The organism is Streptomyces fulvoviolaceus, assembly GCF_000718165.1.
Classification (GTDB): domain Bacteria; phylum Actinomycetota; class Actinomycetes; order Streptomycetales; family Streptomycetaceae; genus Streptomyces; species Streptomyces fulvoviolaceus.
The window spans coordinates 19,407-32,513 of sequence record NZ_JOEY01000006.1; the positions used below are offsets into that span (position 1 = coordinate 19,407).

15 protein-coding genes are annotated in these 13,107 nt (G+C 71.3%); 6 read left to right on the top strand and 9 right to left on the bottom strand.

The genetic code is table 11. The annotated features are described in order from the left end of the window. Positions 1-11 precede the first annotated feature (11 nt). The 7 genes from IG08_RS0107675 to IG08_RS0107705 are packed head-to-tail and all read right to left on the bottom strand — an operon-like array spanning position 12 to position 7,105. Positions 12-329 (bottom strand): hypothetical protein, encoded by a 318-nt coding sequence (locus IG08_RS0107675; protein ID WP_030597938.1) that lies wholly within the window; start codon positions 327-329, stop codon positions 12-14. Continuing rightward, positions 295-705 (bottom strand): hypothetical protein, encoded by a 411-nt coding sequence (locus IG08_RS0107680; protein WP_052424524.1) that lies wholly within the window; start codon positions 703-705, stop codon positions 295-297. Before IG08_RS0107680 ends, IG08_RS0107675 begins: the two co-directional genes overlap by 35 nt. After that, a complete protein-coding gene (locus IG08_RS0107685) occupies positions 702-1,409 on the bottom strand; it encodes an ABC transporter ATP-binding protein (protein WP_030597944.1) in 708 nt (235 codons plus the stop codon). The genes IG08_RS0107680 and IG08_RS0107685 overlap by 4 nt, the downstream gene beginning before the upstream one ends. Continuing rightward, entirely contained in the window at positions 1,406-2,116 is a 711-nt protein-coding gene (locus tag IG08_RS0107690) for an ABC transporter ATP-binding protein (protein WP_043453548.1), read from the bottom strand. Before IG08_RS0107690 ends, IG08_RS0107685 begins: the two co-directional genes overlap by 4 nt. Beyond that, positions 2,097-4,208 carry a branched-chain amino acid ABC transporter permease gene (locus IG08_RS0107695; protein WP_030597950.1) on the bottom strand — a complete coding sequence of 704 codons (2,112 nt, stop codon included), beginning with the start codon at positions 4,206-4,208 and terminating at the stop codon, positions 2,097-2,099. The genes IG08_RS0107690 and IG08_RS0107695 overlap by 20 nt, the downstream gene beginning before the upstream one ends. 9 nt (positions 4,209-4,217) lie before the next feature. Then, positions 4,218-5,603: an ABC transporter substrate-binding protein gene (locus tag IG08_RS0107700; protein WP_052424525.1), complete on the bottom strand. Its 1,386-nt coding sequence runs from the start codon at positions 5,601-5,603 to the stop codon at positions 4,218-4,220. Between the two features lie 47 nt (positions 5,604-5,650). Next, positions 5,651-7,105, bottom strand: a complete 1,455-nt coding sequence (locus tag IG08_RS0107705; protein WP_199820822.1) for an aldehyde dehydrogenase family protein — start codon at positions 7,103-7,105, stop codon at positions 5,651-5,653. Between the two features lie 135 nt (positions 7,106-7,240). On the opposite strand from IG08_RS0107705, the gene IG08_RS0107710 reads away from it, so the two are divergent. The 5 genes from IG08_RS0107710 (at position 7,241) to IG08_RS0107730 (ending at position 10,654) form a co-directional block, all read left to right on the top strand. Continuing rightward, positions 7,241-7,696: a pyridoxamine 5'-phosphate oxidase family protein gene (locus tag IG08_RS0107710; protein ID WP_030597959.1), complete on the top strand. Its 456-nt coding sequence runs from the start codon at positions 7,241-7,243 to the stop codon at positions 7,694-7,696. A 102-nt stretch (positions 7,697-7,798) separates the two neighbouring features. Next, positions 7,799-8,344 carry a carboxymuconolactone decarboxylase family protein gene (locus tag IG08_RS0107715; RefSeq protein WP_030597962.1) on the top strand — a complete coding sequence of 182 codons (546 nt, stop codon included), beginning with the start codon at positions 7,799-7,801 and terminating at the stop codon, positions 8,342-8,344. After that, positions 8,341-8,757 (top strand): nuclear transport factor 2 family protein, encoded by a 417-nt coding sequence (locus IG08_RS0107720; RefSeq protein ID WP_030597964.1) that lies wholly within the window; start codon positions 8,341-8,343, stop codon positions 8,755-8,757. Before IG08_RS0107715 ends, IG08_RS0107720 begins: the two co-directional genes overlap by 4 nt. Next, entirely contained in the window at positions 8,754-9,863 is a 1,110-nt protein-coding gene (locus IG08_RS0107725; protein ID WP_030597967.1) for an acyl-CoA dehydrogenase family protein, read from the top strand. Before IG08_RS0107720 ends, IG08_RS0107725 begins: the two co-directional genes overlap by 4 nt. Positions 9,864-9,865: 2 nt before the next feature. Continuing rightward, positions 9,866-10,654, top strand: a complete 789-nt coding sequence (locus IG08_RS0107730) for an acyl-CoA dehydrogenase family protein (protein WP_030597969.1) — start codon at positions 9,866-9,868, stop codon at positions 10,652-10,654. Positions 10,655-10,668: 14 nt separating this feature from the next. Here IG08_RS0107730 and IG08_RS0107735 read toward each other — a convergent pair whose 3' ends face one another. Continuing rightward, positions 10,669-11,376: an SDR family oxidoreductase gene (locus tag IG08_RS0107735; RefSeq protein WP_030597971.1), complete on the bottom strand. Its 708-nt coding sequence runs from the start codon at positions 11,374-11,376 to the stop codon at positions 10,669-10,671. Between the two features lie 101 nt (positions 11,377-11,477). Here IG08_RS0107735 and IG08_RS0107740 point away from each other — a divergent pair, with 101 nt between their 5' ends. Continuing rightward, a complete protein-coding gene (locus IG08_RS0107740) occupies positions 11,478-12,317 on the top strand; it encodes a helix-turn-helix transcriptional regulator (protein WP_030597973.1) in 840 nt (279 codons plus the stop codon). Between the two features lie 3 nt (positions 12,318-12,320). Here IG08_RS0107740 and IG08_RS0107745 read toward each other — a convergent pair whose 3' ends face one another. Further along, on the bottom strand, positions 12,321-13,103 hold the full coding sequence (locus tag IG08_RS0107745; RefSeq protein ID WP_030597975.1) for an enoyl-CoA hydratase: 783 nt from the start codon (positions 13,101-13,103) through the stop codon (positions 12,321-12,323). Positions 13,104-13,107 lie beyond the last annotated feature (4 nt).

Below are 13,107 nucleotides of genomic sequence, written 5' to 3' on the forward strand. Positions count from 1 at the left end.
GTCCTTCGTGGTCAGTCGGAGGCCGGCAGCGGCTTGGCGGCCTTGAGGGTCATGGGGATGCCGTCGCAGGCGAGTTCGCCGGCTCCGGCGCTGGTGCAGAGGAGCTCGAACGTGCCGTCGGCGTCGACGTAGCGCTTGCCGAGGAGGGTCACCGGAGCGGCGCTCGTCGTGGGCGCGGGCGGGGCTCCTGTGGCGGGGACCATCGGGTTGCCACCGCAGGTGAGAACGGGGTTTCCGTCGGCGCGGGCCCGGACGACGACCACGCGGGTGGCGCACGCCGTGCTGGCGAGCTGGTCACCGGGGCGCAGGGTCGGTGCTGGTGAGGTCACGGGCGAGGTCCCTTTCACTCAGACGGTCGGCGAGCACGGCCAGGTCGTAGGACTGGCGGGCCATCCAGAACCGCAGGAAGCCGGTGAGCGAGTAGCGCAGGAACAGGGCCGCGCCCACGACGCTCCCGGCGATCCCGCCGAGGCCGAGGGCGAGGCCGTCGCGCTGGTCGAGGGGGTTCTGGGTGTTGTGGGAGACGAAGTAGGCCGACACGGCGAGGACCAGGCCGAGCACCATCAACGTGGCGCCGAGACGCAGCCAGAGGGCCGCCCGGGCGGCGGCCGGGTCGGGGATCTTCAGCTCGGCCAGTTCACGGACGAAGCGGTCGGCCCGCGACTCACCGGATGCCAGGTCCGGGCGGGGTTCGGTGGATGTCATGCGGAACTCCCCAGGTAGAGGGCGGACAGTTCGTCGCGCAGCCCGCCGTCGGGGCTGCCCTGCAGTTCGACCCGGCCGCGCACGAGGACGGCCGCGTGGTCGGCGATGCCGAGGACGGCGGCCGCGAACTGCTCGACGATCAGCACCGCCACCCCCTGCCGGGCGATCTCGGCGACCTGTTCGTAGAGCTTGGTCACGATCAGGGGGGCCAGGCCCATGGACAGTTCGTCGAGGAGCAGGACGGCGGGGTCCGTGGCCAGGCCTCGGGCGAGGGCGAGCATCTGCTGCTCGCCTCCGGAGAGGGTGCCTGCCGTCTGCGAGGCGCGGCTCGCCAGGACGGGGAAGCGGGTGTAGGCGATCTCCTCGATCTCCGCGCGGGTGCGGCCCGTGAAGGTCATCATCTGCAGGTTGTCGCGGACGGACAGGTTCGGGAACACCCCGCGTCCCTCGGGGATCAGGCAGACGCCCGCGCGGGCGAGATCGCGGGCGTCCACGCCGGTCACGTCCCGTCCGCCCAGCAGGAGTTGGCCCGACTGGGCGGGGTGGATTCCGGCGGCGAGTCGCAGGGTGGTCGTCTTGCCGGCGCCGTTCGGGCCGAGCAGTGCCACGACCTGGCCTGCGGCGACGCTCAGGTCCACGCCGTGCAGGACGGTGATCCCGTCGTGGGCGGCCCGTACGTCGCGCAGTTCGAGAAGTGCGTTCACGCGTCCCCCAGGTAGGCGGCCAGAACCGTCTCGTCGGCGCGGATCACCGCGGGCGGGCCGACGGCGATGACCTTGCCGAGGTCGAGCACGTACACCTCGTCGCACACCGCCATGACCAGGCCCATGTCGTGTTCGACGAGGACGACGGCCGTCCCGTCGTCGGCGAGCGAGCGCAGCAGGGCGGCGAACCGTTCGGTCTCCTCGCCGTCCTGGCCCGCCGCGGGTTCGTCGAGGAGCAGCAGCCCGGGCCGTACGGCGAGGGCGCGGCCGACCTCGACCAGGCGGGCCACTCCGGTGGGCAGGGTGTCGGCGCTCGCGTCGGCGATGCCGGTGAGGCCGAGCTGTTCGAGGATGCCGTCGACGGTCGGGGAGGCCCGCCGCCGCTCGGGCCCGAGTTCCGCGGCGACGAGCAGGTTGTCGCGGACGCTCAACCGGCCGAAGAGTTCCAGGCGTTGGAAGGTCCGGGCCAGCCCGTGCCGGGAGCGGCGCGCGGGGCCGAACCGTGTGACGTCCCGGCCGTCGAGGAGCACCCGTCCGGCCGAGGGCCTCCGCAGCCCGGACACGACGTCGAACAGGGTGCTCTTTCCGGCCCCGTTGGGCCCGATCAGGCCGGTGACCCGGCCGCGTTCGGCGTTCAGTCCGACGCCGTCGAGCGCGCGGTTGCCGCCGAAGGCGACCGTCACGCCGCTAACTTCCAGCAGTGCCACGGGCCAGCACCTCCCCGTCCTGCGGACGCCAGGGACGGCGTACGCCCCACCACTCGACGGGTACGTCCGGCTCAGCTTGAGGGGCCTGCCGCGCGGACGCGTACCCCCGCAGTGCGTACGCCAGGACCAGTGAACCGAGCAGCAGCGTCCAGCCGTTGATCACGTCGGTCAGGCGCAGGACCCACCCCAGCGTCAGCGCCCCGAGCAGGGCGGGCAGGGCGATCCGGTCGCGGCCGAGGGGCTCCCACTCGCGGCGGAACCTGGAGATGATGCCCTCGGGGCTGTGGCCCAGGCCCATGCCGGCCAGAGCGGGCAGCAGGCTGATGATGTTCTGTGTCCAGGACGCGAGGCCGATCAGGATGTTCGGGCCGACGAAGGCCGTCCCGGCGAACAGCCCGTTGCCGACCGCGCCGAGGCCGCCGATCACCGCGACCAGGAAGATCGGGAGTCCGGCGATGAGGTTGAACTGCTCGGCGGTGATGGACCGTTGCTGCATCCCCCACAGCGCGCCGCCGAGCCCGGCGATCCCGGCCGACAGCGCGAACACCAGCACCTTGGCCACCAGGAGGTTGCCGCCTAGTGTCGCGTACGCCGCCTCGCTGTCCCTGAGTGCGATCAGCCGCCGCCCGAATCCGCTGCGTCGCAACCAGGCGACGCCGAGCGAGGCCAGGCCCAGGAAGACGGCGGCCAGCACCGTCAACTCGGCCGCGGAGTCCAGTCGTAGGCCGAAGAGGTTCGGTGCGGCCATCTCCACCGAACCCTGGTCGAACAGCGCGATGCGCACGCCGAGCACCTCGAACGACGGGAGGGTGAAGATCCACCGGTCGAGGACGACCGCGAACGCCGCCGTCCCGAGCGCCAGATACACGCCCGAGAAGCGCAGAGCGGGGACCGCGATCAGTGCCCCGGCGGCGGCCGATACGGCGATCGCGGCGGCCAGTGCCCACAGCCCGCCGTGCGAGCCCAGGTGTCCCCAGACGACCGCGCCGATCCCGGCCATGCTCAGCTGGCACAGCGAGATCTGGCCGGCGTACCCGGCGAGCGGGATGTACGACAGGGCGACGATGCCGAGCGGGAAGATCGTCCCGTAGGTGACGAGGTCGGCCTCGCCGAGGACCGTGGCCAGCACCACCGCGAACGCGACGGTCGACGCGGCGAACACGAGGGTGCCACGGAGGGGCGGTGCCGGGACCTGGACCAGCCGGCGGTCGCGGCCGCGCAGCCGGGGGTGGCGGAAGAGCAGCAGGGCCAGGAAGAGCAGGAGGGCGGGGGCGGCGAGGCGCAGGCCGGGGAGGTAGTCGTTCTGGGGGAGGTAGCCGGTGAGGTAGCTCTCCAGGCAGCCGACGACGACCGCGCCGAGGAAGGTGAGCGGCAGGCTGCGCAGCCTGCCGAAGACGGCGGCGGTGTAGGCGCTGACGATCAGGAGGGAGAGCTGGGAGGCGTCCAGGGCGACGGTCGGGGCGATGAGGATGCCGCCGACGGCGGCGAGTTGGGTGCCGAGGATCCAGGCGACCCGGCCGGCCCGGAGCGGGTCGGCGCCGGTGAGGCGGGCGAGGGAGCGGTCGTCGACGGTGGCCCGCATCTCGGTGCCGGTGCGGGTCCGGTTCAGCAGGAACCACAGGCCCGCGGCGACCGCCACGGCGACGGTCATGGTGAGGGCCTGGTGCCAGGTGACGGTGGCCGGGCCGATGTGGAAGGGCTCCCGGTCGGCGAAGAACACCCGGAGCGGACGGGGGACGTTGGGGTCCCAGATCCAGCGGGCGCCGGCGATGGCGCCGCTGAGCAGCGCCACCGTCATCACCAGCCGTTCGGCCTCGCCGAGATGCTGCACGGGCCGCATCAGGACCCGTTCGACAGCGAGGCCGAAGCCCGGGGCGAGGACCAGGAGCACCACCGCCAGGGCCACCGGGACGGGCCAGCCCCAGCCGACGGTGAACTGCCAGTAGCAGAACGCCGCCAGCATGCCCGCCGCCCCGTGCGCGAAGTTGAACACGCCCGTGGTGACGTAGGTGAGCACCAACCCGCTGCCGATCACCGCGTAGATGGCTGCGGTGCTCAGGCCGACGATCCCGAAGGTGAGGAACTGCTCCATCAGATCACGTCACTTCACGTCGCTCATGCTCTTGCCGACGTCGGCAAGGGTGAGCGGCTTCCCGTAGTTCCCCTTGAACTTGTAGGCGGGCGCATCGCAGCGGTAGGCGCCCTGGTTCGGCGCGAAGTCGGCCGGTTCCCAGCCCTTGGACGTGACCTTCTCGATGTTGAAGCAGCTCGGCGGGGCGTCCGTCTTGGTGAGGTCGACCGGGGCCAGCAGGCCGCCGCCCGTCCACGCGCTCTCCTTGCGGGCGGCCTCGTAGACGCAGGTGCGGGTGAGGTCGTCGCCACAGCTCGCCGCCGACTTGGCGAACAGCAGCCAGGCCGCGAAGCCGCGCACCGCGGGCAAGGTGACCTGCGCCTTCGGGGCGTACTTCTTGAAGAGGTCGACGAGTTGCTGGGTCGCGGGGTTGTCGGCGGCCTTCTCCAGCGGGTACACCCCGCCGAGGTCGGCCAGGTTGTTCTGGAAGTCGAGGGACTTGCCCGCGAGCTGGATGAAGGCGGGGCCGTAGGCGTTGCTGTTGGCGTCGATCCAGTCGAGCTTGTAGCCGATGTCGGTCAGGACCTGCTCGAGCTTGGACAGGCTGACGTAGTCCCCGTTGAAGATGAGGCCCTTGACGCCCTTGCTCTTGATGGACTGGGCGTACGGCGTCCAGTCGGAGACGCCCTGCGCCGGGTAGAGGTCCTTGTAGATGATCTTCGCGCCGGCGGCCTGGAGGCCTTCCTGTGCCTGGGCGTTGATGACCTTGGTGACGGGGGCGTCGCCGCCGATGGTGCCGATGGCGCTCGCGGACTTCGGATAGGCCGTCTTCAGCAGCCAGTCGTAGTAGCCCGCGTACCCGTTGTAGGACGAGCCGCCCGTCGCCTCGACCTGGAGGTCGGAGCCGTTGTTCTGGATCTGGCTCACCTGGCCGGGGAAGTCCGGCAGCAGGCAGTCGAGCCGGTCCTTGACGCCGAGTGCGTCGAGCGCCGCGCCGCCGCCGACGAGCGCGAAGTCCTCCTTGCAGGCTTCGAGCATCCGCTGGCGCACTTCCATCAGCTTGGAGTCGCGGGTGGTGGCGGCGAGTTCGCGGCCGTTGATGCCGCCGGCCGCGTTGCACCAGGAGGTGAACACCTTTGCCGCGTCCACGAATTCGGACTTCTTGGTGAAGCCGACGTCGGAGAAGACCCCGAGCTCGATCGAGTCGGCGGTGACGCCCTGGGCGGACGCGGTCTTGGCGTCGCCGGGGCCGCACACCTTCTTCAGATCGCCGAAGTCGGCCGTGGCGGCCTGTTGTGCGGCCTTGGTGGGTGCCCCGTCGTCGCCGGACTCGCCGGCACTGTCGTGGCCGCCGCATCCGGCGACGGCGAGCAGTGCGGCCGCCAGCAGGGCGGCGGGGATTGCCTTGACTCTCACGGGGGTGCCTCCTCGGTGCTGTCCCCTGACGGCCGCGCGGATGCCCGTCACTTCTCCGCCACGCCGAAGGTCTTGAGCTCGAGGAACTCCTCCAGCCCTGCCACGCCCATCTCCCGGCCGATGCCGGACTGCTTGAAGCCGCCGAACGGCGCGTCGGGGCCGAAGAACATGCCCCCGTTGATGCTGAAGGTGCCGCTGCGGATCCGCCGGGCCACCGCGATCGCCCGCTCGTCGTCGGCGCCGAGCACCGCGCCGGACAGGCCGTAGACCGAGTCGTTGGCGATGCGTACGGCGTCGTCCTCGTCGTCGTACGGGATGACGGCCAGGACCGGTCCGAAGACCTCTTCCTGGGCGATCTCGGAGCCCGGGTCGACATCGCACAGCAGGGTCGGTTCGTAGAAGAAGCCCTCGCGGTCGGCGGGGCGGCCGCCGGTCACCAGCCGGGCGCCTGCGGCGACGGCCCGTTCGACCAGGCCGTGCACCTTGGCGCGCTGGCGTTCGCTGATGAGGGGGCCCATGTGGGTGGCCGGGTCGGCGGGATCGCCGTAGGAGACCCGGCCGAGCATGGCGGTGACGAGGCCGACGATCTCGTCGTGCCGCTCGCGCGGGACCAGGAGCCGTGAGGTGATCCCGCAGCCCTGCCCGGCGTGGGTGCAGACGGTGAAGGCGGCGAACATCGCGGCCTGGGCGAGGTCGGCGTCGTCCAGCACGACCATCGCGGACTTGCCGCCGAGCTCCAGGAACACCCGCTTCAGCGTGCCGGAGGCGGCGGCCATGATCGCCCTGCCGACCGGGGTCGAGCCGGTGAAAGTCACCATGTCGACGTCGGGGTGGGTGGTGAGCAGTTGGCCGGTCTCCGGGCCCGACGAGGTGAGCACGCCCACGACACCCGCGGGGATGTCGGTGTGCTCGGCGATGATCCGGCCGAGGGCGAGCGTCGTCCACGGGGTGTCGGCGGCTCCCTTGAGGACCACCGTGCAGCCGGCGGCCAGTGAGGGGGCGAGCTTGGCGAGGGCCAGCTGGTTGGGGAAGTTGTACGGCAGGATCGCGGCGACGACGCCGGCCGCCTCCTTCTCCACCCAGCGCCGGTGCCGTCGGCCCCGGCTCTCCAGGACGGGGAGCTCCTCGCGGAACTCGTAGCGCTCCAGCAGGTCGGCGTACCACTTGACCAGTTCGATCGGCTCGTCGAGCTGAGAGCCGTGGGTCAGCGAGCGGGGCGCGCCGACCTCGGCGATAGTGAGCTCCCGCAGCTCCTCGCGGTGCTCCAGCAGCGCGTCGTACAACTGGCGCAGGCAGCGCAGCCGCAGGTCGCGGTCGCGCATCCAGTCCGTCGCGTCGAAGGCCCGGCGGGCGGCGGCGACGGCGGCCTCGACATGCTCGGCCTGCGCGTCGGACGCCGTGCCCAGCACCTTCCCGGTGGACGGATCGAGGGTCTCGAAGCTGCGCCCGGCGGGCACGAGTTCTCCGTCGATCAACAGCCGGTCCTCATGGAAAAGACTCACGGCTCCCCATCTCTTGTGGGTTCACAGGGTCCTGCTTGCCACGGTCCTGCCTGCGGTGGAAAGTAGCTTCTCGTGAAATGAGAAGCAACCTGTCGTGCAGGAGAATTAGGCATTCACACAACAGTGGGAGGAATCATGCCCGGTCAACGCAGGGGTACCGCGATCGCCATGTCCGAGGAGGAGCGGGACACCTTCCTTCGCACCCAGCCGGTCTGCCGGGTCGCCACCGTCGGCCGCGGCGGCCATCCGCACAACGGCGCGCTCTGGTTCGTCTGGGACGGGACCGCGCTGTGGCTCAACTCGCTGACGCGCAGCCAGCGCTGGACCGACGTCACACGTGACCCACGGGTCAGCGTGCTCGTCGACGACGGCGGTCTCGACTTCCTGCGGCTGCGGGGCGTGGAGCTGCTGGGAAGCGCCCAAGTGGTGGGCGAGGTGCCCCGCAAGGGCGAGTCGGTCGACGAACTCGCCCCACCCGAGCGCCTCTTCGCGGAGAAGTACGGCGCCTTCCGCTACGACGGCCGGCACGCATGGCTCCGTCTCCGGCCGGAGAAGATCGTGAGCTGGGACTTCAGCAAGCTGCGTACCTGATGGTTGACGCCCGCGACACGCACATGGAAACCTTCAGCTCGGATGCAGAGAATGGCATTCTCGTCATCTCGTCTTCTCGCCTTCGCCGCAAGGGAGTCCCACATGCCCCCGCGCCTGTCTCCGCTGCCGGACGACCAATGGGACGAGCGGACCCGCGAGGCACTGTCCTCCCTGCTCCCCCGCAGGCTGCGCAACGAGCGCGGCGCCGGCCCCGCGATGGCCACGCTCGCCCGTCACCCCGAACTCGCCGAGATCTTCCTCCCCTTCAGCACATACGTGCTGTTCCACTCGACCCTCCCACCCCGGCTGCGCGAACTGGCGACGCTGCGGGTGGCCCGTCGCCGGGACTGCGCGTACGAGTGGACCAGCCACCTGGTGCTCGCACGACAAGCCGGTCTGACGGAGGCCGAGATCGAGGCGGCGGGCCGGGGCAAGGCGGCCGACCCGCTGGACAGCCTCGTCCTCGCCGCGGTCGACGAGCTGGAGGACGACTCCACCGTGTCGGACCGCACCTGGGACGCGCTCGGCGAGCACCTCGACGAACGGCAGCGGATGGACCTGGTGTTCACGGTCGGGACGTACGCCCTGCTGGCGATGGCCTTCAACACGTTCGGCGTGCTGCCCGACCAGGAAGAGGAACGGTCATGACCACGGACGACCTCGTGGAGATCCAGCAACTCCTCGCGCGTTACGCGGTGACCATCACCCGGGGCGACATCGACGGCCTGCTCGCGGTCTTCACCCCCGACGGCACCTACAGCGCATTCGGCGACACCTATCCCCTCGCGGAGTTCCCCGCACTGGTCGCAGCCGCTCCCAAGGGGCTGTTCCTGACCGGAACACCGGTCGTCGAGCCCTCCGACGAGAACTCCGCCACCGGCACCCAGCCCCTGTGCTTCGTCGACCACGCCACGCACGACCTGCGGATCGGCTACTATAACGACACCTATGTGCGCACGGCGGACGGCTGGCGACTACGGACCCGGGCCATGACGTTCATCCGCCGCAGCGGGACGCACGACTCGGGACGCCCGCACGCGTTCGACCGCCCCACGGTATGAACGCCTTCACGACCGTCGCGGAGTTCCGCTCCGCGCTCCGGACCTGGCTCGACGATCACGACCTCTCCCCCGGCCCCGACCACTCGCTCGACGCCCAGGTCGCACAACTCGGGCGGGTGCGCCGGGAGCTCTACGACGCCGGGTGGATGCGCTACGGCTGGCCCGCCGAGGTGGGGGGACTCGCCGGGCCGGCCGTGTTCCGGGCGGTGCTCGGCGAGGAGGTCGCCACGCGGGGCCTCGCCGAGCCCGGCATCTACTCGATGGTCGAGGTCCTCACCCCGACGATGATCTCGTACGCCCGTCCCGAACTGGCCGCCGAAATGGTCCCGTTGCTGCTCGGCGGCCGGGAGCAGTGGTGCCAGGGCTTCTCCGAACCCGGTTCCGGCAGCGACCTCGCGTCCCTCACCACCCGGGCGGTCCCGCACGGCGACACCTGGGAGATCAGCGGCCAGAAGGTCTGGACGAGCCTCGCCCAGTACGCGACACGCTGCGTCCTGCTCACCCGTACCGCGCCCGGCCATGACGGGATCACCGCGTTCTTCGTCGACATGGACACCCCGGGGATCACCGTCCGGCCGCTGCGCACGATGCACGGCGTCGACGAGTTCGCCGAGGTCTTCTTCGACGACGTCGTCGTCCCCGCCGACCGGATGCTGGGCCGCCCCGGGGACGGCTGGCGCCTGGCGATGGACCTGCTCCCGCACGAGCGCTCCACCTGCTTCTGGCACCGGATCGCCCACCTCTACACGCGGCTCGACCGGCTCCTCGACGAGACGGACGAGAGGAACGAGACGGACGACGCGGCCCTCGGCGCCGCCTACCTCGCCCTGCACACCGTCCGCTGCCGCTCCCACGCGACCCAGCGGCGGCTGGCGGAAGGGGCCCGGCTCGGCCCGGAGACCTCGGTGGACAAGGTGCTCCTGGCCACCGCCGAACAGCAACTCTTCGACACCGTACGGGACTTGCTGCCCGGGGTGCTGGAGCTGACCGACACCCCGTGGCGGTCGGAGTACCTGTACGCGAAGGCGGCCACCATCTACGGCGGCACCGCCGAGATCCAGCGCAACATCATCGCGCGCCGGCTGCTCGACCTGGGGAGGGAGTGAGCGTGGACCCGGCCGAGGTGGAGCTGCTCGCCGAGACGCTCCGCAAGACGATGACGGCGGCCTCGGGCCCGGCGCTGGACGCGGCGCTGGCCGAGCTGGGCTGGCCGGAGCTGTTGGCCGAGTATCCCGAGGTGGCGATCCCGACCGTGTTCCGGCTGCTGGGGGAGACCGGGGCCCACGCCCCGCTGCTCAACGACGTGGTGCTGCACGCGGCCGGGCGGCCCCAAGGCGGGGCGCCGGAGTTGCCGTATGCGGGCGGCAGGTGGGTCGTGTGGGAACGCGGCGCCGACGGTGGTCCGGGCGGGGTGCTGGACGACGAGCTGCCCCTGCGGACCGTCCCGACCGGGAACCCTGTGCCGCTCGCTGCCGGTCGCCGCGCGCTCGGCTGGTGGCTGGCCGGGACCGGGCGGGCCATGCTGTCGCTGGCCCGGACGCATGTCCTGGACCGGGTCCAGTTCGGGCGTCCGCTCGCCTCCTTCCAGGCGGTGCGGCACCGGCTGGCCGAGACCCTGGTGGCCCTCGATGGGGCCGAGGCCGCTCTCGTGGCCGCCGACGATCCCTTCGGCTCGCTGCTGGCCAAGGCGGCGGCCGGGCAGGCGGCCCTGACGGCGGCCCGGCACTGCCAGCAGGTGCTCGGCGGGGTCGGGTTCACCGCCGAGCATTCGCTGAACCGGCATGTCCGGCGGGCCCTGGTTCTGGATGGACTGCTGGGCAGTTCAAGGGAGTTGACGCGCGAGGCCGGGGCGCGGCTGCGGGCGGAGGGTTCCGCGCCCCGGCTCGTGCAGCTCTGACCTCACCGAGGACCTCACCAGGGCAGCGGCCCCTCTGCGTCGAAGTAGCCGCCGGTCGGCCCGTCGGCGCCCACCTGCGCCATGCGCACGATGATCTCGACGCCCTCCTCGACGGTCTGCGTGCCCGTGCGCCCGTTCAGGTCGGTCGCGGTGAAGCCGGGCTCGACGGCGTTGATCCGCATGTCCGGGAACGCTTTCGCGTACTGCACGGTGATCGCGTTGACCGCGGTCTTCGACGCCGGGTAGGCGACGCCCGGGTAGAAGTGCCCGGGATGGTCCGGGTCGGAGAGATGGGTCAGCGAGCCCAGGCCGCTGCTGACGTTGACCACGACCGGCGCGGCCGAGCGCCGCAGCAGCGGCAGGAAGGCGTGGGTCACACGGACCACGCCGAAGACGTTCGTGTCGAACACCGTCCGGATCTGGTCGGCGGTGAGGTCCGCGGCGCCGGGCACGCTGTTGCCCTCGCCCCTTGTCTCGATTCCGGCGTTGTTGACCAGGACGTCCAGACCGCCGTCGGCCTCGACGGTCTTCGCCGCGGCCTCGACGGAGGTGTCGTCGGTGACGTCGAGCTGGACGAACCGTGCGCCGACCTGCTCGGCGGCGCGTCGGCCGCGCTCGGCGTCCCGGGCGCCGACGTAAACGGTGTGACCTGCTGCGACGAGCCGACGGGCGGTCTCGAAACCGAGACCCTTGTTCGCTCCGGTGATCAGTGTCGTTGTCATGCCTCCACGCTCCTGCGCGGCCGGTCGGACAGCCAGGAGACCCTTCTTCCTGGGACTCCCAGTACCAGGCACATCTCCGGCCGACGGGGTTCACTGGGGGCATGACGGCGACAGAACTCGGGCAGGCGCTGCGGCGCTGGCGCGACCGGGTGCCCCCGCAGACGGCAGGACTGCCTGCCGGCGGGCACCGGCGCGCGGCCGGTCTGCGCCGCGAGGAGCTGGCCCTGCTGGCCGGGATCTCCGTCGACTACGTCACCCGCCTCGAACAGGGCCGGGCGGCCAACCCGTCCGGGCAGGTCGTCGAGGCGCTGGCCCGGGCACTGCGGCTGTCGGGGGACGAGCGGGCGCACCTGTTCCGCCTAGCGGGGCTGGCGCCGCCCGGTCCCGAGACCGTGCCCGGCTACCTCACACCCAGTGTCCAGCGCATGCTCGACCGGTTGGTGGACACTCCCGTCGGGGTCACCGACGCGGCCATGACGCTGCTCGTGGCCAACCCGATGTACGCGGCGCTGATGGGCGACCCGTCCGGCCGGCGCGGCTTCGAACGCAACGGCGTGTGGCGCAATTTCATGGGCGCACCCACCCGGGTCCGGCACACACCGCAGGAGACGCGCGCCTTCGAGGCCGGCATGGTCTCCGAACTGCGCACGACCGCCGCCCGGTACCCCGCCGACCGGCAACTGCGGCGCCTGATCGCGGAGTTGCGGGCGGGCAGCGCGCGGTTCGCCGAGCTGTGGGATGCGGGCGTCGTCGGCCGCCTGGAGGCCTCGCGCAAGACGATCGAGCATCCGCAGGTGGGCCTGCTGACCCTGGACTGCGACCTGCTCCGGGTGGAGGGCAACGACCTGCACATCCTGGTCTACTCGGTCGAGCCGGGCACCGAGGCGGCCGAGAAGCTGGAGCTGATCTCCGTGCTCGGCACCCAGGCCCTGGTGGAGTAGCGGCTAGCGGAGCTTCTCCTTCATCTCGTCGAGCTTGGCCAGGATCGGGTAGCCGCTGACGCTCAGCGCGTTGCCGTGCCCGGTCTGGTGGATGTCGAACACCGACTGGATCGCGGCGTAGAAGCCCTGCACGTCCCGGGTCTGGTTGACGGCCCGTTTGGCCTGGCGGAGCCCGAACCCCGGCATCTTCGCGATCTGTTCGGCGAGTTCGCGCGTCTCGGCGTCCAACTGGTCACGGGACACGACCCGGTTGACCATCCCGACCCGCTCGGCCTCCTCCGCGGTGAGCGGACGGCCGGTGAACAGGATCTCCTTGGCCTTGCGCGGGCCCAACTCCCAGGTGTGGCCGTGGTATTCGACACCGCCGATACCCATCTGGACAACCGGGTCGGAGAACAGCGCGTCCTCGGCGGCCACGATCAGGTCGCACGGCCAGCACAGCATCAACCCGCCCGCGATACAGCGCCCTTGGACGGCGGCGATCGACGGCTTCGGTACGTTGCGCCAGCGCAGGGTGTACTCCAGATAGCGTCGGCTCTCGGCGCTGTAGATCCACTCCAGGGTGATCTCGTTCGGCGCCGGCCAGCGGTCCTTGAGATCGTGCCCGGCGGAGAAGTGCTTCCCTTCGGCCCGCAGCACGATCACCTTCACCTCCTCGTCCTCGGCGGCCCGTGTCCAGGCGGCGTCGAGTTCGTCGAGAAGGGCCATGTTCTGGGCGTTGGCGACCTCGGGGCGGTTCAGGGTGAGCGTGGCGATGCGGTCCTTCACCTCGTACAGGATGTGCACGAAC

Coding starts and splice junctions, on each gene's coding strand:
- IG08_RS0107680 (WP_052424524.1), bottom strand. CDS start 705: ATGACATCCACCGAACCCCGCCCGGACCTGGCATCCGGTGAGTCGCGG.
- IG08_RS0107695 (WP_030597950.1), bottom strand. CDS start 4,208: ATGGAGCAGTTCCTCACCTTCGGGATCGTCGGCCTGAGCACCGCAGCC.
- IG08_RS0107710 (WP_030597959.1), top strand. CDS start 7,241: ATGCCCGGTCAACGCAGGGGTACCGCGATCGCCATGTCCGAGGAGGAG.
- IG08_RS0107715 (WP_030597962.1), top strand. CDS start 7,799: ATGCCCCCGCGCCTGTCTCCGCTGCCGGACGACCAATGGGACGAGCGG.
- IG08_RS0107720 (WP_030597964.1), top strand. CDS start 8,341: ATGACCACGGACGACCTCGTGGAGATCCAGCAACTCCTCGCGCGTTAC.
- IG08_RS0107725 (WP_030597967.1), top strand. CDS start 8,754: ATGAACGCCTTCACGACCGTCGCGGAGTTCCGCTCCGCGCTCCGGACC.
- IG08_RS0107735 (WP_030597971.1), bottom strand. CDS start 11,376: ATGACAACGACACTGATCACCGGAGCGAACAAGGGTCTCGGTTTCGAG.
- IG08_RS0107740 (WP_030597973.1), top strand. CDS start 11,478: ATGACGGCGACAGAACTCGGGCAGGCGCTGCGGCGCTGGCGCGACCGG.